The organism is Wenzhouxiangella limi, from assembly GCF_010499265.1.
Taxonomy (GTDB): Bacteria; Pseudomonadota; Gammaproteobacteria; order Xanthomonadales; family Wenzhouxiangellaceae; genus Wenzhouxiangella; species Wenzhouxiangella limi.
Genome location: NZ_JAAGSC010000041.1, coordinates 406,735 through 427,827, shown reverse-complemented (window position 1 = coordinate 427,827; position 21,093 = coordinate 406,735). Strand labels below are relative to the sequence as shown.

The 21,093-nt window shown below is 66.6% G+C and carries 18 protein-coding genes; 8 read left to right on the top strand and 10 right to left on the bottom strand.

Annotated features, from left to right (window positions below):
• Positions 1–12: 12 nt before the first annotated feature.
• Complete coding sequence (gene ppc / locus G3I74_RS10620; RefSeq protein WP_164211554.1) at positions 13–2,700, bottom strand: phosphoenolpyruvate carboxylase; 2,688 nt, start codon at positions 2,698–2,700, stop codon at positions 13–15.
• 94 nt (positions 2,701–2,794) lie between these two features.
• Here ppc and G3I74_RS10615 point away from each other — a divergent pair, with 94 nt between their 5' ends.
• On the top strand, positions 2,795–3,682 hold the full coding sequence (locus G3I74_RS10615) for a metallophosphoesterase family protein (RefSeq protein ID WP_164211553.1): 888 nt from the start codon (positions 2,795–2,797) through the stop codon (positions 3,680–3,682).
• Between the two features lie 43 nt (positions 3,683–3,725).
• The gene (locus G3I74_RS10610) at positions 3,726–4,292 is read left to right on the top strand and encodes a CIA30 family protein (RefSeq protein WP_203594671.1); all 567 of its coding nucleotides are present in this window, start codon (positions 3,726–3,728) and stop codon (positions 4,290–4,292) included.
• Positions 4,293–4,312: 20 nt separating this feature from the next.
• Here the strand turns inward: G3I74_RS10610 and G3I74_RS10605 are convergent, their stop codons facing one another.
• Genes G3I74_RS10605 through argE form a run of 5 tightly spaced genes read right to left on the bottom strand, consistent with a single transcriptional unit; the run spans position 4,313 to position 9,740 of the window.
• Positions 4,313–5,455 carry a pyridoxal phosphate-dependent aminotransferase gene (locus G3I74_RS10605; protein ID WP_164211551.1) on the bottom strand — a complete coding sequence of 381 codons (1,143 nt, stop codon included), beginning with the start codon at positions 5,453–5,455 and terminating at the stop codon, positions 4,313–4,315.
• A gap of 1 nt (position 5,456) precedes the next feature.
• A complete protein-coding gene (locus tag G3I74_RS10600; protein WP_338063096.1) occupies positions 5,457–7,133 on the bottom strand; it encodes an alpha/beta hydrolase in 1,677 nt (558 codons plus the stop codon).
• Positions 7,130–7,768 (bottom strand): TIGR02466 family protein, encoded by a 639-nt coding sequence (locus tag G3I74_RS10595; RefSeq protein WP_164211550.1) that lies wholly within the window; start codon positions 7,766–7,768, stop codon positions 7,130–7,132. Before G3I74_RS10595 ends, G3I74_RS10600 begins: the two co-directional genes overlap by 4 nt.
• Positions 7,769–7,797: 29 nt before the next feature.
• Entirely contained in the window at positions 7,798–8,580 is a 783-nt protein-coding gene (locus tag G3I74_RS10590) for a PhzF family phenazine biosynthesis protein (RefSeq protein ID WP_164211549.1), read from the bottom strand.
• Positions 8,577–9,740, bottom strand: coding sequence for an acetylornithine deacetylase (gene argE / locus G3I74_RS10585; protein ID WP_164211548.1), 1,164 nt, complete (start codon positions 9,738–9,740; stop codon positions 8,577–8,579). Before argE ends, G3I74_RS10590 begins: the two co-directional genes overlap by 4 nt.
• Positions 9,741–9,817: 77 nt before the next feature.
• Between argE and G3I74_RS10580 the strand changes: the two genes are divergently transcribed.
• Positions 9,818–11,062 (top strand): threonine/serine exporter family protein, encoded by a 1,245-nt coding sequence (locus tag G3I74_RS10580; protein WP_164211547.1) that lies wholly within the window; start codon positions 9,818–9,820, stop codon positions 11,060–11,062.
• 7 nt (positions 11,063–11,069) lie between these two features.
• A complete protein-coding gene (locus G3I74_RS10575; protein WP_164211546.1) occupies positions 11,070–11,342 on the top strand; it encodes a polyhydroxyalkanoic acid system family protein in 273 nt (90 codons plus the stop codon).
• 10 nt (positions 11,343–11,352) lie between these two features.
• On the opposite strand, the gene G3I74_RS10570 is transcribed toward G3I74_RS10575, so the two are convergent.
• Together G3I74_RS10570 and efpL are read right to left on the bottom strand one after the other, a co-directional pair.
• Positions 11,353–12,468 (bottom strand): prephenate dehydrogenase/arogenate dehydrogenase family protein, encoded by a 1,116-nt coding sequence (locus tag G3I74_RS10570; RefSeq protein ID WP_164211545.1) that lies wholly within the window; start codon positions 12,466–12,468, stop codon positions 11,353–11,355.
• Positions 12,468–13,034, bottom strand: a complete 567-nt coding sequence (efpL, locus tag G3I74_RS10565; protein ID WP_164211544.1) for an elongation factor P-like protein EfpL — start codon at positions 13,032–13,034, stop codon at positions 12,468–12,470. Before efpL ends, G3I74_RS10570 begins: the two co-directional genes overlap by 1 nt.
• 79 nt (positions 13,035–13,113) lie before the next feature.
• On the opposite strand from efpL, the gene G3I74_RS10560 reads away from it, so the two are divergent.
• The 3 genes from G3I74_RS10560 (at position 13,114) to G3I74_RS10550 (ending at position 16,601) form a co-directional block, all read left to right on the top strand.
• Positions 13,114–15,396 (top strand): penicillin acylase family protein, encoded by a 2,283-nt coding sequence (locus G3I74_RS10560; protein WP_164211543.1) that lies wholly within the window; start codon positions 13,114–13,116, stop codon positions 15,394–15,396.
• Positions 15,397–15,482: 86 nt separating this feature from the next.
• Complete coding sequence (locus G3I74_RS10555; protein WP_164211542.1) at positions 15,483–15,959, top strand: YHS domain-containing (seleno)protein; 477 nt, start codon at positions 15,483–15,485, stop codon at positions 15,957–15,959.
• A gap of 87 nt (positions 15,960–16,046) precedes the next feature.
• Positions 16,047–16,601 (top strand): hypothetical protein, encoded by a 555-nt coding sequence (locus G3I74_RS10550; protein WP_239056831.1) that lies wholly within the window; start codon positions 16,047–16,049, stop codon positions 16,599–16,601.
• Positions 16,602–16,633: 32 nt separating this feature from the next.
• Here the strand turns inward: G3I74_RS10550 and G3I74_RS10545 are convergent, their stop codons facing one another.
• Positions 16,634–18,289 carry a GGDEF domain-containing protein gene (locus G3I74_RS10545; protein ID WP_164211541.1) on the bottom strand — a complete coding sequence of 552 codons (1,656 nt, stop codon included), beginning with the start codon at positions 18,287–18,289 and terminating at the stop codon, positions 16,634–16,636.
• 28 nt (positions 18,290–18,317) lie between these two features.
• Positions 18,318–19,604, bottom strand: a complete 1,287-nt coding sequence (locus G3I74_RS10540; RefSeq protein ID WP_164211540.1) for an ABC transporter substrate-binding protein — start codon at positions 19,602–19,604, stop codon at positions 18,318–18,320.
• 121 nt (positions 19,605–19,725) lie between these two features.
• On the opposite strand from G3I74_RS10540, the gene G3I74_RS10535 reads away from it, so the two are divergent.
• Positions 19,726–21,093 (top strand): MFS transporter, encoded by a 1,368-nt coding sequence (locus tag G3I74_RS10535; protein WP_164211539.1) that lies wholly within the window; start codon positions 19,726–19,728, stop codon positions 21,091–21,093.

Sequence of the window (21,093 nt, the reverse complement as noted above, 5' to 3'; positions counted from 1 at the left end):
GTGCAGATTTCATCAACCGGTGTTCTGCAGCCCCTGGGCGATGCCGTGGACGCTGGTGATCAGGGCCTGCTCGAGGGTCCGATCTTCGCGGTTGCCGGCGCGCCAGCGCACCAGCAGATCGACCTGGGCGAAGCTCATCGGGTCGATATAGGGGTTGCGCAGCAGGATGGAGCGCTTGAGCGTCGGATCGCGCTCGAGCAGGCTGTCCTGTTCGCGGATGGCGCAGATCATGGCCTCGGTGCGGTCAAACTCCGCCTCGATGGCCGGGAAGAAGCGCTCGCCCAGCTCGCCGGCCAGACCGGCGTAGTGTCTGGAGATATCCATGTCGGACTTGGCCATGGCCATTTCGGCATCCTGCAGCAGGTTGGCAAAAAACAGCCAGCGCTGGTTGAGCTCGCGCAGGGTGCCCAGGCCGACTTCATCGATGACGCGCTCAAGACCGCTGCCCAGGCCGTACCAGCCCGGCAGGCTGTGCCGGCTCTGACCCCAGGCAAACACCCAGGGGATGGCGCGCAAGCCCTCGATCCCGGTCTTTTTCTGGCGCGAGGCCGGGCGCGAGCCGATGCGCATGCGCTCGATGACATCGATCGGGGTGGCGCTGCGAAAGTAGTCGGAGAAGTCTTGGCTGCCGTAGACCAGCTCACGATAGGCGCCGCGGGCCAGTTCGGCCAGACGCGACATGATCTGTCGGTCGGCGCCGCGCTCGGGCTGGCAATCCAGGCCCAGCGTGGCCTGGATGACAGCCCCGGTCGCCTGCTCCAGGTTGCGTGTGGCGATCGCGCGCAGGGCGTACTTGCGGTGGATGACCTCGCCCTGCTCGGTCATGCGCAGGCGCCCGGCCACCGATCCGGGCGGGGCGGCCAGAACCGCGCTGTGGGTCTTGCCGCCCCCGCGGCCGATGGTGCCGCCGCGGCCGTGGAAGAAGACCACGCGGATTCCAGCCTCGTCGAAAATCCGAGTCAAGCGCAGCTGGGCATCCTGCAGCGACCAGCGCGAGGCAACCATGCCGCCGTCCTTGTTGCTGTCGGAATAACCCAGCATGATCATCTGGCGGTTGGCGCGCAGGGCCAGCAGATCGCGCCAGCCGTCAAGTTCGAGCAGGCCGGCCATGACCCGTTCGGCGGCCTGCAGATCGCCGACGGTCTCGAACAGCGGCACCAGGTCGAGCCGGCCGTCCTCGATGCCGACCGCGCGCGCCATCAGCCAGGCGGCCAAGACGTCGTCGGCGTTGCGGCTCATGCTCACGATCAGCGTGCCGACCGAGCGGTTGCCGAAGCGGTAGTGGGCGGTGGCGGCCGACTCCAGCAGGCGAAAGACCGGATGATCGTCGGGCTTTGCCGCATGGCCCTGCTGCAGGCGCTCCAGCAGCACCCGGGTGCGTTCTTCGGCCGGGCGCTCGGGCCAGTCGGGGTCGTCGAGCTGGCGCGCGACGGCCTCGTGCAGATCGCCGGAGTCGATGCGCAGATCCAATGCGGCCAGGTGAAAGCGGAAGATGTCGGCGCGCCGGCGCAGGCGCTGGACCGGGAACAGACCGGCCCGGCGGCCGCCGTGGTGCTTGAGGCTTTCGATGATCCGGTCGAGATCGTCCAGCAACTCCTCGGCGCGCTCGTAGCCGGCCCGGTGCTCGTCGAGGGTGCCGCGCAGTCGGGCGTCGATAAAGCACAGCAGAACGCGGTACGGCATGTCGGCGTGACGCGCCGGCACCAGTTTGTCGACCTCCGGCAGCAGCCGCCGATACTCGGCGATGCGGTTCTTGACCCCGTCGCTGACCCCGGCCCTGCCCTCGGTGTGGCTGAGCAGGCGATTGAGCCGGCCGACCTCGCGCCGGTAGTTGGCGATGACCTGGCGGCGCTGCTCGGCCAGGGTATCGAGCACGGTATCGGGTCCGACGTTGGGGTTGCCGTCCATGTCACCGCCGACCCAGGAGCCAAAGCGCAGCACGGTCGGCATGTCGCCGGGCCAGCAGTCGATATCGAACACGCTGCTGGCGGCTTCGGCGATGGTTTCGTGGATCAGCGGCGCGATCCGGTAGAGCGTGTTGGCCAGGTAGAAATGGGCGTGCTCGGCTTCGTCGGCCACGGTCGGGCGGGTATGCGACTGCTCGGCGGTCAGCCAGGCGATGGTCTGCTCCATGCGCACTCGATCGATCAGCCGCTCGACCTCTCCCGGGGGCAGGGTCGGGTCCATGCGCTGGACCAGATAGCGCGCCATGCTCTGCTCTTTTTCCAGGATGGAGCGACGCGTGGCCTCGGTCGGATGGGCGGTGAAGACGGGTTCGATCAGGAGTTCATCGAGCAGGTCCCGGATCTCGTCCCAGCTGCGGCCGGCCGCCTTGAGGCGGGTAAACACGTCGAGCAGGCTGTCGGGCTGCGGTCCGGTCGCGCTTTTCTGGTAGGCGCGCCGACGCCGGATGCGGTGAACCTGCTCGGCCAGGTTGACCATGCGGAACCAGGCGGCAAAGCCGCGCACGAAGTCGCTGGCCTCGGCGCTGCCGTCGAAGCGACACAGCGACTGGAGAAAATCGCCGGTCGCCTCGCCGCTGCGCCGGTCAATGGCCGCCGAACGCGCCTCTTCAACGCGCTGGAACAGCGACGGGCCGCACTGCTCGCGCAACAGGTCCCCGATCAGGCCGCCGAGCAGGCTGACGTCCTCGCGCAGGGCCTCGTGACGGGCGGGAAAGTCAATCTGGTCGCGTTTCATCCGGCAGGCTCGATTTTGGTCAATCAACGGTGCTTTCATGGTAGCGCAGTAAACCGACGATACAATCGAGGCCTTTGCGACCGGAGTCAAAGCCATGCCGACCTTGCCCCAGCTCGTTCGAATCATCGCCGCCACGCTCTTGTGCGCGCTGCTGGCAAGCCCGATCCTGGCCCAGGCGCCCGACGACAACCCGGTGGTGCTGCGCTTTGCCGTGCTCGGCGACGCCGAACCCAAGCCCGAGGCGGCGTTTCCGGGCGTGGAGGCGGCGGTGGCCGACATCAACGTGCTGGCCACGCGCGGCCAGCTTGATTTCGTCATCGGCGTGGGTGACATCGCCCACAAGGCCACCATGATCCAGTACGAAAACGTCACCCCGGTGCTGCAGGAGCTCAACCTGCCTTTTTACCCCATCATGGGCAACGAGGAACACCACGGCTCGGTCGAGCTGTTTGTGGAGTTCGCCAACCGCTGGAACGACGGCCGGGCCGAGATCGAGGCGGCGCGCTACGTGCTCGAGACCGAGCCGGTCGGGCTGGTCATGGCCTCGCCCGATTTCGAGCGCGACTTCAACGACGACGGGATCGCCTGGATGGTCGCCGAAATCCAGCGGCTGGCGCCGCAGCCGGTGTTTCTGGTGGTCCACGCCGCCCAGACCGGGGTCTACCCGGAAAACGCCGACAAGGGCGTGACCCACCCCGGTTTCGCCGCAGTGGTTGCCCAGCCCAACGTGGCCGCCGTCATCTCCGGGGATTTGCACATGGACATGGACCGGGTCGATCACTCCAAGCGCATCGACGAGGTGCACTATCTGCACGTCCCCGCCCTGGAGCGCACCAAGATCCCCGACGAAACCCGCCACGTACCGATGTTCCGGGTCGTTTCGGTCCACCAGGACGGCCAGGTCCAGGTCGAGACCTACGAGGTCGGCACGCTCGCGCCGCTGGAGCGGCATGACTATCGATTCACGTTGCCGCAGAGCTGATGGATTCGGCGAGCGGCTTGCGTTGAACATCCGATCTGCACAAGTGACCGTACTGGTCGGCCTGCTTGCTTTTCTGGCCCAGGGAGTTGCCATGTCCGAGCAAAGCCTTTTGATCGACGACTTTAGCCAGCGCAACGGGCGCTCGGCCCTGGGCACCGAATGGCGCGGGTTTACCGACCGGGTCATGGGCGGGCGCTCGGACATGCAGGTCGGCTACGTCGACGGACCCGAGGGATCAGCGCTGCGCCTGCGTGGCCAGGTGCGGCTGGACAACAACGGCGGCTTCATCCAGGCCCGGGTGCCGCTGAGCGCCGACGGGGATTTCGCTGCCGATGACTTTGCCGGGGTGGCGATCCGCGCGCGCGGCGCGCCCGGTCCATACTACCTGCACCTGCGCACCGGCGACACCCGGCGACCGTGGCAGTACTACCGCGCCCCGATCGACGTCAGCGACCAGTGGCAGGATCAGGTCATCCCGTTTAGCGCCTTCGAGGCCCGCTCCATCCGCCAGCCGCTGGACCTCAGCGCGCTGCGCTCGCTGGCCGTGGTCGCCTACGGCGAGGCCTTCGAGGCCGATATCGAGGTCGCGCGTATCGAACTGGTGCGCTAGCGGGGGTGTTCCCAGTTTCCTCAAACGCCCAGCCGCTTGGCCAGAATCTCTACACCGCGGCGCACCTGCTCAGGCTCGGCGGCCGTGAAGCACAGGCGCACGTGATTGGGGTAAGGCCCGAAGGTCGGGCCCGGCGCGACCAGCACGCCCTGCTCGGTCAGATCGGTGAGTAATCCGGGCAGACCGCGCTCGTCCAGAGCTGAGGACACCTCGGGGAACAGGAAGGTGCTGCCCTCGGGCGCTGATAGACCCAGTGCTTCGGAGGCTTGGCGCCCGAGATCGCTATAGCGGATACAGGCCCGCGTCGCCCAATCCTGTCCCGGCCCGTCCAGGGCCTTGAGCGCGGCCAGCTGCGAGGCGGTGCAGGCCGAGTAATGCAGGTTGGTGATGATGCGCTCGATCGCCTCGATCACTCTGCCCGGGCCGACCAGGTAGCCGCAGCGGTTGCCGGTCATCCCGTAAGCCTTGGAAAACGAATGCGCGGCAATGGTGAGCTCGGGTGCCAGGGGCCGGGTCGGCACGTGCTCTCCGGCATAAACGTAATCCTCGTAGACCTCGTCGGACAGGATCCACAGGTCACGGCTTTTGGCCCAGTCGCTCAGGGCAGCCAGCCACTCGCGCGGCATCACTCGCCCGGTCGGGTTGTGCGGCGTGTTCCAGTACACCGCCGCGGTGCGCTTGCTGCGCAGACGTTCGAAGCAGGCGACGGCCTCCTCGGCGCTGTCGACTGCGGTCATCAAGGGAACCGAAACCGGCTCGGCATTGAACGCCCGCACGGCGCCTGCGATCAGCGGCCAGTGCGGCGCGCCCAGCAACACTTGTTCGCCGGGCGCGACAAGGGCACCGACAGCCGCAGCCAGGCCGGCCGTGGCACCGGCCGTGATCAGGACCTGCTCGGGTGCCGTCTCGAGGCCGGTTCGGGCCGACTCAAGCTCGGCGATTCGCGCGCGCAGCGCCGGCAGCCCGGCCACGGCGGTGTAGCGATGCATGCCGGGATGATCGGCGACGCGAAAATCCTCCATCCGGCAGCCGGCCGGCGGTTCCATCCAGGTATCGCCGATGTGCAGCGGGATCGGGGTCAGCCCGGCAGCCGGCCGGGCTCCGGCATAAACCGAGCTGCGCAGGGTTTGCACGGCGGGGGCAAAGTGGGGATGAGTCGGCATCTCAATCTCCGGCAGCAAACAGGCGCTTGAGGCGCTCGACCTGGGCCTCAGGCCAGCCGGCCGGTTCGGTCAGCGCCAGCCAGGCATCGATGTAGTCATCGGGGGCGTATTCGTGGCCGAAACCGGGCGGTGCAGTGCCGACGATCATGTCGGCGGTCAGCTGCAGCATGGTGACGATAGGAAACCAGCGCAGGTGCGGCGAGACGTCGGGTGCGCGCGGTGAGCGCATCCAGGCCGGCTCGCGCCAGGCCGAGCCGGGACTGAAAAACACGATCGGATCGCTGCCGTGCTGCAGAAAAACCATACGGAAGTCGCCCCAGTCCGCCGCGTGCCGATCCGGGCCGGCGTACTGGTTCATGAAGCGAACCACGGAACCGGAACGGAAGGTCGGTAGCCAGGCCGGAGAACCGGCATCGCGCTGGGCGGTGGTCCGCTGCCAGGTGCGATGGCGAAACGGGGGACCGCTCCACAAGGCTCCGCTGAACGGGTCATCGACGATGTCGAACAGATCGAAAGAAAGATCCGAGTTCAGCGAGCCCAGGCTCAGACCCCAAAGGAACAGGCGCGGTCGATCGTCGGCCGGCAGGCTGCGCCAGTGGCCGTAGATCTTGTTGAACACGGCTCTGGCGGTCTCGGCGCCGTAGGCGGCCTCGGTCAGCAGCGCCAGCGGGCTGTTGAGATAAGAGTACTGGACCGCCACCGAGGCGATGTCGCCCCGGTGCAGATACTCCACCGTGTCCTGCGCGGCCGGATCGACCCAGCCGGTGCCGGTGGGCGTGACCAGCAGCAGGGTTTCGCGCTCGAATCCGCCAACGCGCTTGAGTTCGGCCAGAGCCAGACGGGCCCGCTCTTCGGGCGAGTCGGCCGAGTTCAGGCCCACGTAGACCCGTAGCGGTCGCGGCATCGGCGCCTCGAAGAAGTCGCCGAGCGCCTCGTCCGTCGGCCCGGTACTGATGAAGCTGCGTCCCTGGCGGCCAAGTTCCTCCCAGTCGAGCAGCGACGGCGCGCTGCCGACCTGCTCGGGCGCGTCGGGGCGCGGCAGATCGTCGTCGATCAGCGCGTCGAGCTGCTGAAACGATCGATCGGCCACCCGCAGCACCGAGCTGACCAGCACGCCGTCGATCACCGACCAGAACACGAACACCGCCAAAAGCGCGCTGACCAGGTAAGAAACGCGCCGAGGCACGTGCCGGTTGAGCCGGCGCGCGAGCCGCCGAAAGACCCAGCGAAAGAGCCGCGCCACGAACAGCACGAAGGCGAACACCGCAACCGCGATCAGGGCCATGAGCAGGCGCTGTCCGGCGTGCGAATCCTCCATCCCCATCAGCTCTCGCAACGCGTTCTGCCAGGTCGTGGCCTGCCACAAAAAGCTGACCGCGACGGCCAGGCACAAAAGGCCCGCGCCGACCTGGATTCGGCGGGTCCAGCGCCGATTGGCCAGCGGCAGTTCAAGGTAGCGCCAGATCCAGACGGCGGCGACGCCGAGCCCGTAGCCTGCGGCAAACGATAAACCGGCCAGCAGCCCCTGCACGGCGAACGGCCTGGGTAATAGCGAGGGGGTCAATGAGAAGGCGAAAAACAGCGTGCCAACCAGCACGCCGACCACGCTGATCTGTCGCCACTGCGCGCCCATCACCGCGGCAAGGGACGATTCAGTGCTGGCACTTTGGTTCCTCACGGCATGTATTCATCGCGCCAGCGCAGCACGATATTGAACGAAATCGAGACCCGCAGTTCGTCGGACAGGTTGGGATGGACCAGGTGATGGACGAAGGCCGGCCACAGCAGGATGTCGCCGGCGTGCGGGTGTACGCGATGTTCCGGGTTGACCTGGGCGTCGCCGCGGATGGCGTTCATGTTGGCCTGGGCCCGGGGGTCGAAAAAGCTGATCGCGCCGGGGTCCAGATCGCTGCGGCCCGGCATCTCGCGGCGTGACTCGGGGACTTGCACGTAGTAGGTGCCCGACAGCCACGAGTACGGGTGGTTGTGCAGGTTGTGGTAGTCGCCGAAGCGGTTGACGTTGGCCCAGCCCTGGACATGAAAGTCCAGCTCGTAATCGATGCCTGTGGCCTGGGCATAGTCGGTCACGCAGCGCCGGATGCAGGCTTCCAGCCATTCGAGCATGGGATGGCGCTTTGCGAACAGATTGCCTTCCAGGTAGTCGGTGGTCAGCTCGGGATTGGCCGAATCCAGGCCGGTGATCATCTCCATGAGCACCGGGTTGGCGCGCTCATGGCCGGGCAGCCGATGGTTCAGGAACAGGGTCGGCCACAGCGGCCGGATCTGGGGTCGGTCCTGGTCGTGGTTGCTCATGGCTCGAAGCTTCGCTTTGCCGTCATGCCTTACAGGTGAAACGCGCCGACCAGGCAGGTCACCGCCTGGCCCAGCAGTTCGACCCGGTCGCCGCGCACCCGGCAGTCGACCCGGCCGCCGCGCGCCGAGAGCTGGCGCGCGCTCAAGCTCGTCCGCCCGGTGCGCTCGGCCCAGTACGGTGCCATCTGGCAGTGGGCCGAACCGGTGACCGGATCCTCGGGCACGCCCAGCCTGGGGAAAAAGCAGCGACTGACGAAGTCGCAGTTCTCGCCGGGTGCGGTTGCGATCACCCCGCGGCCGTCGATGCGCGCCAGCGCGGCGAAGTCGGGCCGGAGCTCGGCAACGTCGGCTTCGCGTTCGAACACGGCCAGGTGATCGGGCCCGGCCAGCACGGCCGCCGGCTTGCGCCCGCCGAGGCCGTCGATCAGGTCGCCCGGCACGGCCACCAATGCCGAAGCCGCGGCCGGAAAATCCATGCGGTAGCCCGAGGCCTCGCGACGCACGCTCAGCGCTCCGCTGCGGGTCAGAAAGCGCACACCCTCGCCGGCATGATCCAGGTGCTCGTACAGCACGTGCGCGGTGGCCAGGGTGGCATGACCGCACAGGTCGACCTCGGCCCGGGGGGTGAACCAGCGCAGCCGAAAATCGTCGCCCTCGGGCGCGAAAAAGGCGGTCTCGGAGAGGTTATTTTCCATCGCGATGGCCTGCAGAAGGTCATCTTCCGGCCAGGCTTCCAGCACCACCACCGCGGCCGGGTTGCCCTCGAACACGCGCTCGGTGAACGCGTCGACCTGGTAAAAATCGAGTTTCATGCAGCAGACCGCGACAGGCGCTCGACAATGCCGGAAAGCATATCCTGGCAGCGCTCGAGCTCGGACAGCTCGATGAACTCGTCGGGCTGATGGGCCTGGTCGATCGAGCCCGGGCCGCAGACAACGCTGGCTATACCGGCGCGCTGAAAGCTGCCGGCCTCGGTGGCAAAAGCGACCTCGCCGCTGCCGCCGGCGCGCACGCCGGGCAGATCCGCGATCCACTTCTCGCCGCGCTGGTCCGGGTCCGGAACCAGCGGCGGCACCCGGGCCAGGGTGTCGATGGCGATGTCGGCATCGGGCGCGAATTCGCGCAAGCTCGGCAGCACCTTGTCGCGGGCGAAGCCTTGCACCCGCTCGATGATCTCGTCGGCGTCCTCGTCGGGCAGCGCACGGTATTCCCACAGAAACTGGCAGTCGGCCGGCAGGATGTTGACCGCGTTGCCGCCGCGGATCACCCCGACCTGCACCGTGGTCCAGGGCGGGTCGAAGCCGTTGTCTCCGGCTGCAGCGCGCTTTTCCTCGCCGATCCGATAGAGCTGCTCAATCAGCCGACCGGCAGCGAAGATCGCCCCGGCGCCGCGGTGCGGCTGGCTGGAGTGGGCGGCCTTGCCGGTGATGCGGGTGCGAAACACGTTGATCGACTTGTGCGCGCGAATCACGCGCATGGTGGTCGGCTCACCGATGACCGCATAGTCCGGCCGCGCGCCTGCAGCCACTGCATCATCGATCATGCGGTCCACGCCCAGGCAGCCGACTTCTTCGTCATACGACAGCGCCACGTGCAGCGGCTGGCGCAGCGTTGCCAGATCGGCCTGCTCCAGCACCGCCAGGATGGCGGCCGAAAAGCCTTTCATGTCGGCGGTCCCTCGGCCGTACAGGCGGCCGTCGCGCTCGACCAGATCAAACGGGTCCGTGGCCCAGTCCTGACCGTCGACCGGGACGACGTCGGTATGCCCTGAAAGCACCACCCCGCCCCGCGCTTGCGGGCCGAACGAAGCCCACAGGTTGGCCTTGCGCCGGTCGTCGCTACAGGTCCGGCGGCAGCGCGCCCCGAGCCCGGCCAGGCGAGCCTCGATCCAGTCGATCAATGCCAGATTCGAATCCCGCGACACGGTGGGAAACGCAATCAGGCTGGACAGATGATCAGCGACGGCACTCATGGTTTCAGAAGGCTAGCACAGGGCGACATGCTTGGCCGGCATGTCGCACGGTTGATCAAGAAAGTACACTTCAATCCATGACCGACCATGCCGACGCGACCGAAAACGTCCAGCCCTACGAGTCCAACCGCTACGCGGCCCTGGTGCTCAACCTGGGTCGGGCGCTGCTGCACGTCGGTTCGCCGGCCCACCGGCTGGAGGATGCCATGCAGATCATGGCAACGCGGCTGGGCCTGCAGGCAGAATTTTTCTCCACCCCGACGGCGCTGATCGTCTCGCTGGGCGACGGCGAAAAGCAGCGCACCTTCCTGGCCCGCTCGGCGCCGGGCAGCACCAACCTGGCCAAGCTCGCCGATTTGACCGAGGTCATGGAGCAGCTGGCTTCCGGAGCGCTGAGCCCCGAGCAGGCCGATGAGCGCGTGCGCATCATCGACCAGGCGCCCCCGCTGTACGGTTACTGGCTGCAGCTGCTCGGCTTCTCGCTGCTCTCGACCGGCATCGCGCCGATCATCGGCGGCGGCTGGCGCGAGATGCTGCTGGCCCTGGCCCTGGGCACGCTGACCGGGCTGATCGTGCTGTGGCTGCGCAACCACGTGGAGCGATCGCGCCTGATCGCGCCGCTGGCGGCCTCGATCACCACCTTCCTCGGCATGGCCTGGTGCCACATCGACCCGGCCACGGCCTTGCTGCCGGCGGTGATTGCCAGCATCATCGCGCTGCTGCCGGGGATGGACCTGACCACCGCCTCGCGCGAGCTGGCCACCGGCCACCTGGTCTCCGGTTCTTCGCGCCTGGCCTATGCGCTGATGGTCTTTGCCCTGCTGGCCATGGGGCTGGTCATGGGCGGACTGGCCGGTCAGTGGCTGATCGGCCCGCTCGACCTGACGGGGACCGCGCTTGCGCCATCCTGGCTGCCTGTGGCCGGCGTGATCCTGGCCGCGCTGGGGCTGATGTTGCTCAACCAGGCCCAGCTGCGCAACTGGATCTGGATTCTGCTGGCCTGCGCGATTGCCCACGCCGGCTCGCGCATCGGGCTGCTGATCGAAGCCCCCGTGGTCGGCGCCTTCATCGGTGCGCTGTCGGTCGGCCTGGCCGGCAACCTGTTCGTGACGTTGACCGGGCGGCCCGGCTCGATCATGCACCTGCCGGGACTGATTTTGCTCGTACCGGGCAGTATCGGCCTGCGCAGCCTGACCACGCTGCTGGCCGATGATGTGGTTTCGGGCATCGAGACCGCCATGATGGCGGGTATGATTGCGGTTGCGCTGACCACCGGCATGATCCTGGCCAGCGTCCTGTTGCCGCCGAAAACCTCGTTATAGCAAATCCATGGCCATCGACATCCGCAAACCGCACAGCAAGGACCTGAAAGAAGCCCAGGGCATCGCCGATGACCTGGCCCGCGACCTGGCCGACAAGTTCGCCATCGACTACGGCTGGGATGGCGACACCATTCATTTCGAGCGCTTCGGCGTGCACGGTGAAATCGCAGTGACCGAGGACGTCGTCCACGTCAAGGCCCGGCTCGGGTTCCTGCTCAGCGCGCTGGAATCGCGCGTCGAAGCCGAAATCCACCGCTACCTGGACGAGCATTTCGCCTGAATAACCGCTCTTAGCGGCCCAAGCCTTCAAGATAGCTTCGCCCTTCGAGCATCAGGTCGGTGAAGGCGGCCGGATCATCGGCATCGCTGGCCGCCGACAGCAGCTCCACGGCCTCGACCAGGGCGCGCCGGGCCAGGCCGCCGTGCTCGTTCAGGCGCTGGATTTCATGGTACAGATCCGGGTTTTCGGCCGCCACGTCGCGGGCGATCTCGAGCTGGCGCTTGAAGGTCGTCGAGGAAATGCCGGCCAGCTGGTCGGCCTGGATGCCGGAGCGGACCAGGGCGGTGAAAAAAGCGATGTTGAGCGCGTGCGACAGGCCCAGCACCAGCGCCATCAGCCGGTCGTGCTGGTCCAGCGCCACTTCGACCACTTCGGCCATGGTGTCGACGAACAGGGCCCCGGCGGACTCGACCGCCGCCCGGCAGCCGACGTCCATCAGCAGCACGTGGCGCCCCGACAGCAGCTGGGTGTCGGGGCCGAACATGGGATGGATCGAGCAGATGTTCAGGCCGGCCCCGGCGGCTGCGCGCAGCGCCGGGATCAGCGGCGACTTGATCGAGCCGACATCAAAGACCAGCCCCGGCACCCGGCGCTCGGCCAGCTCCTCGATGATCGCAGCGCTGGCCTTCGGCGGCGTCGACACCACCACCAGCTCGGCATCCAGCGGCGCCTGGCGCCAGTCCGGGTACGTTCCCGGCAGCGTGGGATCGGCCGCCGGGTCGGCCACCGACACCGCGTAGCCCTGTGAGTCGAGAAACCCGACCAGCCATTGGCCCAGCAGGCCGGCGCCGCCGATGACCAGCGCCTGGCGGCCTTCGCCGCGCCCGGCGGCGCGCACCCGATCCTGTTCCTGGCGGGTCAGCGAAGCGTCGATCAGGCGTTTGAGCAGATCCTCGGCCACGTCAGGATCCAGTCCGGCGCTTTCGGCCCGGCCGCGCACCCGGTCCAGCACTTCGCGCTCGCGCCGAAAATCGCGCAGCTGGCGGCCGGCGCCCTGCTTGATCCGGCCGATCTCGGCGACGATGCGCTGTCGGCGGCCGGCCAGGTCGATCAGCCCGGCATCGACCTGGTCGAGCTCGTCGCGCAGGGCCTGCAGGCGCGGATCGATCGGGCCGGGTCCGGCCATCAGGCGCGGCTCATGAATTCACCGGTCTCGGTGTTGACCTTGATCTCCTCGCCCGGCGTGATGTAGTCGGGCACCATCACATCGACCCCGGTCTCCAGCGTGGCCGGCTTGGCCGAGCGCGAGGCGGTCGCGCCTTTCATCACCGGCGCGGTGTCGCTGACTTCCAGCACCACCGACTGCGGCAGCTGGATGGCGACCGGCTGATCGTCGATGATGAGTACGTAGATCCCGTCCTGACCTTCGAGCAGGTAGCTGGCGGCCTCGCCAACATCGTCGGCCGAAAGCACGTACTGGCTGAAATCCTCGCCGTCCATGAACACCAAGCCGTCGGCGTCGCGATAGGAATATTCGCTCAGGCGCCGGACCAGGTCGGCCTCCTTGAGGACGTCGTCGCCCTTGAAGGTCATCTCGCGCTTGTCGCCGCCGGGAATGGACTCGAGCTTGAAGCGGTACAGGGTGCCACCGCCGCGGGCGGTGGGTGCGGAGCGGTCGATCTGGCGCACGGCGTAAACCGTGCCGTCGTGCTCGACCACCTGGCCGCGCTTGATTTCGGTAACTCTGGGCATGGACTCGATCTTGGGCGGCGAGTGTAATGGGCGGATTATAGGCAAACGACGGGCCGGCGATCCGCTATTCTTGCCGGCCATGAGTACCAAGACCGGCAAAATTCTCGCCCGCAGTTTCTGGGTCAGCCTGATCAGCGTCGTCATCCTGATCGCCGCCGGGTGGTTCGGCGCACGGATGTGGCTGGCCCAGTCGCAGATGCCCTATGACGGCCAGAGCAGCGTCGCGGGTCTTTCAGACGAGGTCGAAATCCTGTTCGACCGGCGCGGCATCCCGCGGATTCATGGCCAGACGGATCGCGATGTACTACTGGCGCTGGGCTGGCTGCACGCCGGCGAGCGCTTGTTCCAGATGGAGCTGATCCGGCGCATGGCCTCTGGCGAGCTGGCCGAGCTGTTCGGACCGGCCGCGCTGGAGCTCGACATCCTGAACCGGGGCTTCGGCTTCGCTCGACGGGTGGCAGAAGATCCGCCACGGCTGGACCCGGAGACCGCCGCGCTGATCGATGCCTACGTGACCGGCATCAACCAGCGCATGAAAGCAGCCGAACGTTTGCCGCCCGAATTCCTGCTGCTCGGCCATACGCCCAGACCCTGGACCCGGGCCGACGTGCTCAGCGTCGCCTACTACCAGACCTTTTATCCCCTGACCCTGGTCCAACAGATTCGCGACGCCTACCTGACCGTCACCGAAGACTTCGGCCCCGAGGCCGGGGCGTGGCTGGAGACGCTGACCGGCAGCGGCATTCCCTCAATCCCGGCGCTCCGCCTGACCGAAGCCTCGAACACCTGGGTCGTGGCTCCGGAGCGCTCGCAAAGCGGGGCGGCCCTGCATGCCTCGGACCCGCACCTGGAGTTCGACACCGCGCCAGGGCTCTGGTACGCCGCCGGGCTGCATTCGGACGAGACGCTCGACGTGGTCGGGGTGACCGCACCCGGGCTGCCGTTCGTTGCCATGGGGCACAACGGACGGATCGCCTGGGCGTTCACGGTCGCGCCGGTCGACCTGTTCGAGCTTTACCGCCTGGAGCGCGACCCGGACCGGCCCGAACGCATTCTTGGTCCCGACGGCTGGATTGAACTGATCGAGCGGCGCGAGCACATCGCCGTTGGCGGTCAGGACGAGGCGCTGGCGCAGACCTATCGCTTCGTCCCGTTCGGCAAGGTCATCGAGACCAGCCCATCCGAAGTGCTGGTGTTGCGCTGGGCCGGCTTCGAACTGCCGATCGCGCCGTTGATTCAGCACGGCATCGCCATCAACCGGGCCGAAGACTTCGACCAATTCCGGACCGCGGCCGGCGACATGGGTGCGCTGTCGGTCAACTGGAGCTACTCCGACAAGGCCGGCCACATCGGTTATGTCCAGTCCACGCCGGTGCCGGTGCGCGAACACGAAGAATTCTTCCGCGTCCTGGACGGGGCTGATCCTCAATATCAGTGGCGCGGTTTCCACCCGCCGGCAGCGCGCCCTTTTGCGCTCGACCCGGCGCAGGGCTGGCTGGCCAACGCCAACAACCTGGCCGCCGGGCCGGACTGGGCCTACCCCCTGCCCGGCTTTTACTACCAGGACCGCATCCGCCACGCGGTCGACCTGCTCGAAAGCCAGGAGGTCTTCGACCAGGCCGACATGACCCGCTTCCAGCTCGACCGCAGCTCCGACCGCGCCCTGGCCTGGAAGAACTGGCTGGCCGAGACCGCCGAGGCAAGCGGGCGCACCGTCATTGCCGGAGACCTGCACGAATGGAACGGCGAGATGAGCGTTGCATCCGATGTCGCCGGGCTGTTCGCGCGCTGGTGGGGCTATCTGCCGCGCGCGCTGTTCGACTCGAACGGGGAAAGCGATCGCCCCGACTGGCGCACCCTGCGCCCGCTCACCGATCGCTGGCTGCGCGAGCAAGAAAACAACGCCCCCGGCCTCGCCGTCCGCGACCGCGACCAGGCCGCCGCCATCGCGCTCGACGACGCCCTGCGCGCCGGCGCCCGGCCGCTGGGCCAGATCCAGACCCTGCACGTACGCCACCCTCTGGCCCAGTCCACGCTGCTCGACCGCTGGCTGAACTTAAGCCGCGGTCCGTTCCCGTTCGGTGGCGACAGCGCCAGCCTCAACGCCGCTTTTGCCCGCTTCGACCCCGAAACCGCGACCTGGCAGGCACGGGCCGGCGCCTCGATGCGCTTCGTGCTCGACTGGGACAACCCCGACGCCTTCACCCTCACCCTGGCGCTGGGCCAGTCGGGCAATCCCTTCAGTCCCCATTTCGACAGCTTCCTGGGCGATTTCCTGGCCGGGACGCCCTGGACCGTGCCGTGGTCCCGGGATGAGGTGGAACAAACCACGGTCAGCCGGATGACCCTGACTCCGCGCTGACGGGGCCAGCTCAGCCGCTCTTGCCAGCAGTCTCCGACAAGCCCGGTCTTGTGGAACGGATGATTCAGCTTTTCGGGAGACTCAAAATGCTTCGCAAGGAACTGATCTGCGGCTGGCTCGTGGCTCTGGCGGTGGTCGGAGCCCTGCTTGTGACGACGATCGGCACGCTGGCCCACGCCGCCACCCCGGAAGATCTGCCGCTGGCCATCGAGGGCTACAGCCCGGTTTCGTACTTTGAAGAAGGTCATCCCGAGCCGGGACGCCCGGAGTTCACCGCCGTGTACAACGGCCGCCGTTATCACCTGCGCGATGGCGAACAGCTGGCAAAGTTCGAGGCCGACCCCCGGCGCTACGAGCCGCTGTTTACCGAGCATTGCCCGTACAGCCTGACCCTGGGGCGGGCGGTCGCCGTCGACCCGGAGCGTTTCAAGATCGTCGACGGCAATCTGCTGCTGTTCCACCGCTCCGAGGAACTCGACGGCCTTGAGGCCTGGAACGCTGCCGAGGATGATCAGGGTCTGCTGGAAGAAGCCCGAAGCCAGTATGCGCTGTTCAGGTTTTAATCGTTGTGAAGTGGGCTCGAATCGTCTCAGGCACGCTGTCGGTGCTTGGCTTGCTGCAGTTGGGCGTGTAGAGGGCCCGACGCCGCCATGAACCGACCGACCACCACCCGCTTCAGCAGCCAGCGCATCCAGCGGCGCATGCGCGAACGCCAGCGCCGCGCCGCAAGGCGCTGGCAAGACAACTCGCTGCGCTCGCAGCTTCGCCGCCACAGCGTGGCCCTGATCAGCCTGGCCATCGCTCTGGTCTCGCTGGGTTACAACACCTGGCGCAACGAAACCTCGGAGGTCCATCGCAACTGGCGCCAGGCGGCTTTCCAGCTGGTCATCGAGGTCAACGACCTGCAGCAGATCACCTTGTACCGGCGCTATTTCCACGGCCGCGAAGAACACTCTCACGTGCCGGTGCGCAACGCCCGGACCTGGATCACAGGCTGGGGCAAAGCGGCCGCCATTCGCGATCTGACCGCGGTTCTGCCGCCGCCGTTACCGGCCGCCGGTCAGGCGCTGCACGAGACCTGGGCGCAATCGGTCGGGCAGCTCGACAAGAAAAATGCGGCGGCCGAAAAGGCCGAACAGCAGATGCTCGAGACGATCGATGACACCCGCCAGGCCACCCTGGACCTCATCGACAGGCTGCGCTGAGGCCCGGCATGGATTGATCGCTGACTGATCGCTCAGGCCGCCACCAGGCGGTTGCGGCCCTGGAGCTTGGCCCGATAGAGGGCCTGGTCGGCCCGGTCAACCAGGTCCTCGATGCTGTCGCCCGGCCGAAAATCGGCCACGCCAATACTGACCGTGACCCGGCCTGCGATGGGGAAGTCGAGATCAGCGACATGGCTGCGGATACGTTCGGCCAGATGCACAGCATCCTGCGAAGCGGTTTCCGGGCACATGACGATAAATTCCTCGCCGCCCCAGCGCCCGAGGACATCGCTGTCGCGCAGCAAGCTGCGCAACTCGACAACGAACTGCTGGAGAACCTTGTCGCCAACGGCATGACCATGAACATCGTTGACCTGTTTGAAATGATCCAGGTCCAGAAACAACAACGCCAGGCTGTGCTCATAGCGCCGGCAGCGCTCGACTTCTGCGTCCAGCGCGCCATCCAGGGCCCGACGATTGCACACTCCGGTCAGTCGATCGGTGTTGGCTAGATGCTCAAGGCGCTCGTTGCTGCTGGCGAGCGCCCGTGTACGCTGCACCACCTTCGACTCGAGCTCCTCATTGAGCGCGCGGTAGCGATCGAGCAGTTGATGGTTTTCGATATTCTCCTCGCGAAAGCGCTCCGCGGCGCGCGCCAGTTCGCCGATTTCATCGCGGTGGACGCTATCGAAGCGAATCGGCGCCTCCGAGCCGGCAGCCAGCTCGGAGAAGATCCGGCTCAGTCTTCGGATCTGCCCGCTTACGCTGTTGGCCATCGCCCGACCCACCAGGAACACCAGCACGCTTCCCAGCACCAATAGCGCAATCAGACCCAAGGCAAATGCCCGCAGTTGCCGGTCGATGACGTCCCGCGCCGCAGCGATTTCGGCCGAAAGCTCCTCTTCCAGCAACTCTGCCAGCATCTGCATTTCGTGGGCCTCGCCGGCCATCACCACGTTGACCAGAAACTGGTGCCCCCGTGAACGCTGAAGCAGCTGCCGGTAAAGCTGACGCAGTTCCTCGAGGTCCGATTCCGCCGACGCCCGCCAAGACTGCGGGGCTGCATCGGCGATGCGCTCAAGAACGCGGTTCGCCTGCTCGAAATCCGGGCTCGAAGCCGACGACGGACCGCCAGCGCTCCAGAACGCTTCGGCCGAACTTTCGATATCTTGCAGATGCGAACGAAATGAGTTCAGCGCGTCGCCGCCGTTTGAATCACCCAAACGATCAGACGCCGCGAGGCGGGCGTGCAAGCCGGCCAGCAGCTCGGCGAAACGCCCGGACAGCGTGGCCTCAATGGCTTGACGCTGCTGAACCGCCTCCAAGAATGTTTTGTGGAACCCATCGAGGTGCTCGAGCAAGCCGCGCATCCTGGCGTTTGCCGGTTCGCCGGCACAACGGGTCTCGATGCAACGCTGAAGCGAAGCGCGGGTGTCGCCATAGCTGACCGAAACGCGATCCACCGCCGATTCGTGATTGGACGCAATGAAGCGAAACGACGCAAACTGCATCTGATCGACCCGGGTCCGATACCTGCGTACCTCGGCCGAGGCATCAATCAGGTCATTCAGCGAGGCCACGCGCGCCCGCGTAAGCTGCGTCGTCATCCAGGCCCCGATCACGACCATCAGCGCCAGCAAAACCGTCAGATAGACCGTCAGGGTGATGCGCTGGCGGAGCGGAAACATCCGCACCGCCCAGGAAACCCGTCCAGTCTTACGCGAGGACAAGCTCACTCCAGCGCCGGACGGTTCGATCGTACGTAGGCATCACGGTATTCCAGACCGCGATGTTTTCAAACCGCTCAACGTAGGATCCACCGCGGCGCACTTCTCCAGGCTCCACGGCAATGCGTCCATCCGGTCCCGGCATGGGCCGCTCGGCCGGCAAGCCTTCGTACCAGTAGCCCCATTCATCGCTTTCCATGAACGGCCGCGAGCGCTCGGGGTTGGAAATGTAATATCCCTGCCGGGCGATGAATGCGCCGGCCCAGCCCGACAACCACCAGTTCATGAAGGCATAGGCGGCATCCTGTTGCTCGCCGCTGCAAGCACGCGACATGCACATCACGCCGTGCCAAGCCCGGTAGCCTTCGCGCGGCGCCGCGTAAAGACAGGGCAGCCCGGCACTGCGCACCATGGTCACGCCCGGCGAAAACATGCTGGCGATATGCACATCGCCCGAAAGCATCAAGTCTGCCGAATCCGGCACCGAGCGCCAGAAAGCGCGAAAGTGGTTGTTGAGCTTGTAGTCGATGGCGATCTCGAACAAGGCATCGACCTCGTCCGCGGTCATCGCGCCGATGTCAGCGAAGTCGATCAGTCCCCGGGCACGCGCCGCGAGGGCCAAGTCGAAGATGCCGATACTGGGCGCATTGACCAGCGCAACCCGCCCCGAGTGCTTCGGGTCAAGCAGCCAGCCCCAGCTTTCTTCGACGTAGGGTTCGCCAACTGCGATGACATCGCTGTTGTAGCCGAACGAATCGACGTTGTGGACGTAGGGCAGAAAACTGATTTCGCGGGACGGTTCGGGGCCAAGCCGACCGTCAGGCTGCACATACAGGATGGTATTCGGGACGTCGCCCGCCCCCGGACTGGCACCCGGGGAGATTCGCCCGGTCTTGCTCAGCGGATTGATCTCCTCCCAGTATTTCAGACGCCGCGTATCAATGGACTGGATGGCGTCGGCCCGCCATAGCACGCGGGTGCTGTCAGACCACTGCTCGTAGAGATCAAAACTTTCGGGGTTGGTGGTGGCTCGCAGCAGGACCTGCGCGCTGCCGCCGGGCTCGAACTCGATGTCGATACCGAGATCCTGCTCGGCCTGGCGCCGAATCGGTTCCTGGAGGGTGACGTGGGTGCCCAGCACCCGGAGCGTGACTTTTCGATCGCGTGCCCTGATGATCGACGGGAACAACGCCCCTGCACCTATCGCGGCAATGCCACCCAGCAGGTCCCGCCGAGTGATGTCGACCGACGACTCCAGGGTTGCTTTACCGGCCATATGTTTTCCCTCCAGGCAGGCCAGTTTAACAACATCTTCCTTATCGCCTGAGCTTTCCACATCGGCGAGCCCGCTATACACTGCCGACTGCCATGCAGCCCGTGCCGGACGCTTCCCATCCATGACCCGCGACCACCGTCTCGATCCCCTGCCGCCGCCGCCACCGGCCTATCGCTGGGCCGTGCTGGTATTTGTCAGCCTCGCCATGTTCGGCAACTACTACGTCTACGATGCACTCGGGCCGGTGATCGACCTGATGCGCGAGCAGCTGGGCTTCAGCTACCGCCAGATCGGACTGCTCTCGACCGCCTACAACGTTGCCGCCCTGCTGGTGCTGCTGGCCGGCGGCATTTTCATCGACCGCTTCGGCACCAAGAAAGCCATCACCGTGTTTGCCCTGGTGTGCCTGGCGGCGGCCGTGCTGACCGCGCTCACGCCGCGCTACGAGACCATCCTGGCCGGGCGCTTCCTGCTCGGACTGGGCTCGGAGCCGCTGATCGTGGCCGCGACCACCGCGCTGGCCAAGTGGTTCAAGGGTCGCGAGCTGAGCTTCGCGTTCGGGCTCAACCTGTCGATTTCGCGCCTGGGCTCGGCTTCGGCCGACTGGTCGACCGGCTTTGCCGCGCCGCTGTACGGCAACTGGCAGGACCCGCTGTGGCTGGCCACGGCGGTGTGCGGGATCACGCTCACCGCCGCGCTGCTGTACTGGATGATGGAGCAGCGCGCCCAGCGCCACTACCAGCTCGGCCCCACAGAAGAGGCCGAGAAGCTGCGCCTGCGCGACCTCTACGCCTTCAGCCCGTCGTACTGGTACATCGTCGCGCTGTGCGTGGTGTTCTATTCCACGGTTTTCCCGTTTCGCACCTTCGCCATCGACTATTTTCAGCAGGCCCACGGCCTGGACCGCCAGGCCGCCGGCCTGCTCTCCAGCCTGCTGCCGATGGCGGCCATCGTGATCACGCCGCTGTTCGGGCTGTGGGTGGACCGGGTCGGCAGGCGATCGTTTTTCATGGCCGCCGGATCGCTGGTCATGCTGCCGCTGTTTTTGCTGGTGACGTATGCACCGCCCGGGCCCGACATCCCCCTGTTGGTGCCCCTGGTCGGTTCGGCCACGGTGCCGCTGACGCTGCTGCTGGTGATGCTGGTGCTGGGTGCGGTGTTTTCGCTGATCCCGGCGGTGATGTGGCCGTCGGTGGCCTATATCGTCGACGCCCGGCGGCTGGGCTCGGCCTACGCCATGATGACGCTGTGCCAGCAGTTGGGCTGGGCGGTGGTGCCGCTGGTCATCGGCTATCTCAACGACGCTTTCAGGGCCTCACCGGATCACCCGGGCGGCTATGCCGCAGGCATGTGGTTCTACACCGCGCTGGCGGCGCTGGGGCTGGTGTTTTCGTGGCTGCTGTATCGCTCCGAGCGCGGCCCGCACGGCCACGGGCTGGAGACCATCACCATGCACTCGGCCGCTGAACGGATTCACGATCGCGGCTGA

Bases quoted from the DNA above. Each gene is read 5' to 3' on its own strand.
- ppc (WP_164211554.1), bottom strand. From the start codon at position 2,700: ATGAAACGCGACCAGATTGACTTTCCCGCCCGTCACGAGGCCCTGCGC.
- G3I74_RS10615 (WP_164211553.1), top strand. From the start codon at position 2,795: ATGCCGACCTTGCCCCAGCTCGTTCGAATCATCGCCGCCACGCTCTTG.
- G3I74_RS10605 (WP_164211551.1), bottom strand. From the start codon at position 5,455: ATGCCGACTCATCCCCACTTTGCCCCCGCCGTGCAAACCCTGCGCAGC.
- G3I74_RS10595 (WP_164211550.1), bottom strand. From the start codon at position 7,768: ATGAGCAACCACGACCAGGACCGACCCCAGATCCGGCCGCTGTGGCCG.
- G3I74_RS10590 (WP_164211549.1), bottom strand. From the start codon at position 8,580: ATGAAACTCGATTTTTACCAGGTCGACGCGTTCACCGAGCGCGTGTTC.
- argE (WP_164211548.1), bottom strand. From the start codon at position 9,740: ATGAGTGCCGTCGCTGATCATCTGTCCAGCCTGATTGCGTTTCCCACC.
- G3I74_RS10580 (WP_164211547.1), top strand. From the start codon at position 9,818: ATGACCGACCATGCCGACGCGACCGAAAACGTCCAGCCCTACGAGTCC.
- G3I74_RS10575 (WP_164211546.1), top strand. From the start codon at position 11,070: ATGGCCATCGACATCCGCAAACCGCACAGCAAGGACCTGAAAGAAGCC.
- G3I74_RS10570 (WP_164211545.1), bottom strand. From the start codon at position 12,468: ATGGCCGGACCCGGCCCGATCGATCCGCGCCTGCAGGCCCTGCGCGAC.
- efpL (WP_164211544.1), bottom strand. From the start codon at position 13,034: ATGCCCAGAGTTACCGAAATCAAGCGCGGCCAGGTGGTCGAGCACGAC.
- G3I74_RS10560 (WP_164211543.1), top strand. From the start codon at position 13,114: ATGAGTACCAAGACCGGCAAAATTCTCGCCCGCAGTTTCTGGGTCAGC.
- G3I74_RS10555 (WP_164211542.1), top strand. From the start codon at position 15,483: ATGCTTCGCAAGGAACTGATCTGCGGCTGGCTCGTGGCTCTGGCGGTG.
- G3I74_RS10550 (WP_239056831.1), top strand. From the start codon at position 16,047: ATGAACCGACCGACCACCACCCGCTTCAGCAGCCAGCGCATCCAGCGG.
- G3I74_RS10545 (WP_164211541.1), bottom strand. From the start codon at position 18,289: ATGTTTCCGCTCCGCCAGCGCATCACCCTGACGGTCTATCTGACGGTT.
- G3I74_RS10540 (WP_164211540.1), bottom strand. From the start codon at position 19,604: ATGGCCGGTAAAGCAACCCTGGAGTCGTCGGTCGACATCACTCGGCGG.
- G3I74_RS10535 (WP_164211539.1), top strand. From the start codon at position 19,726: ATGACCCGCGACCACCGTCTCGATCCCCTGCCGCCGCCGCCACCGGCC.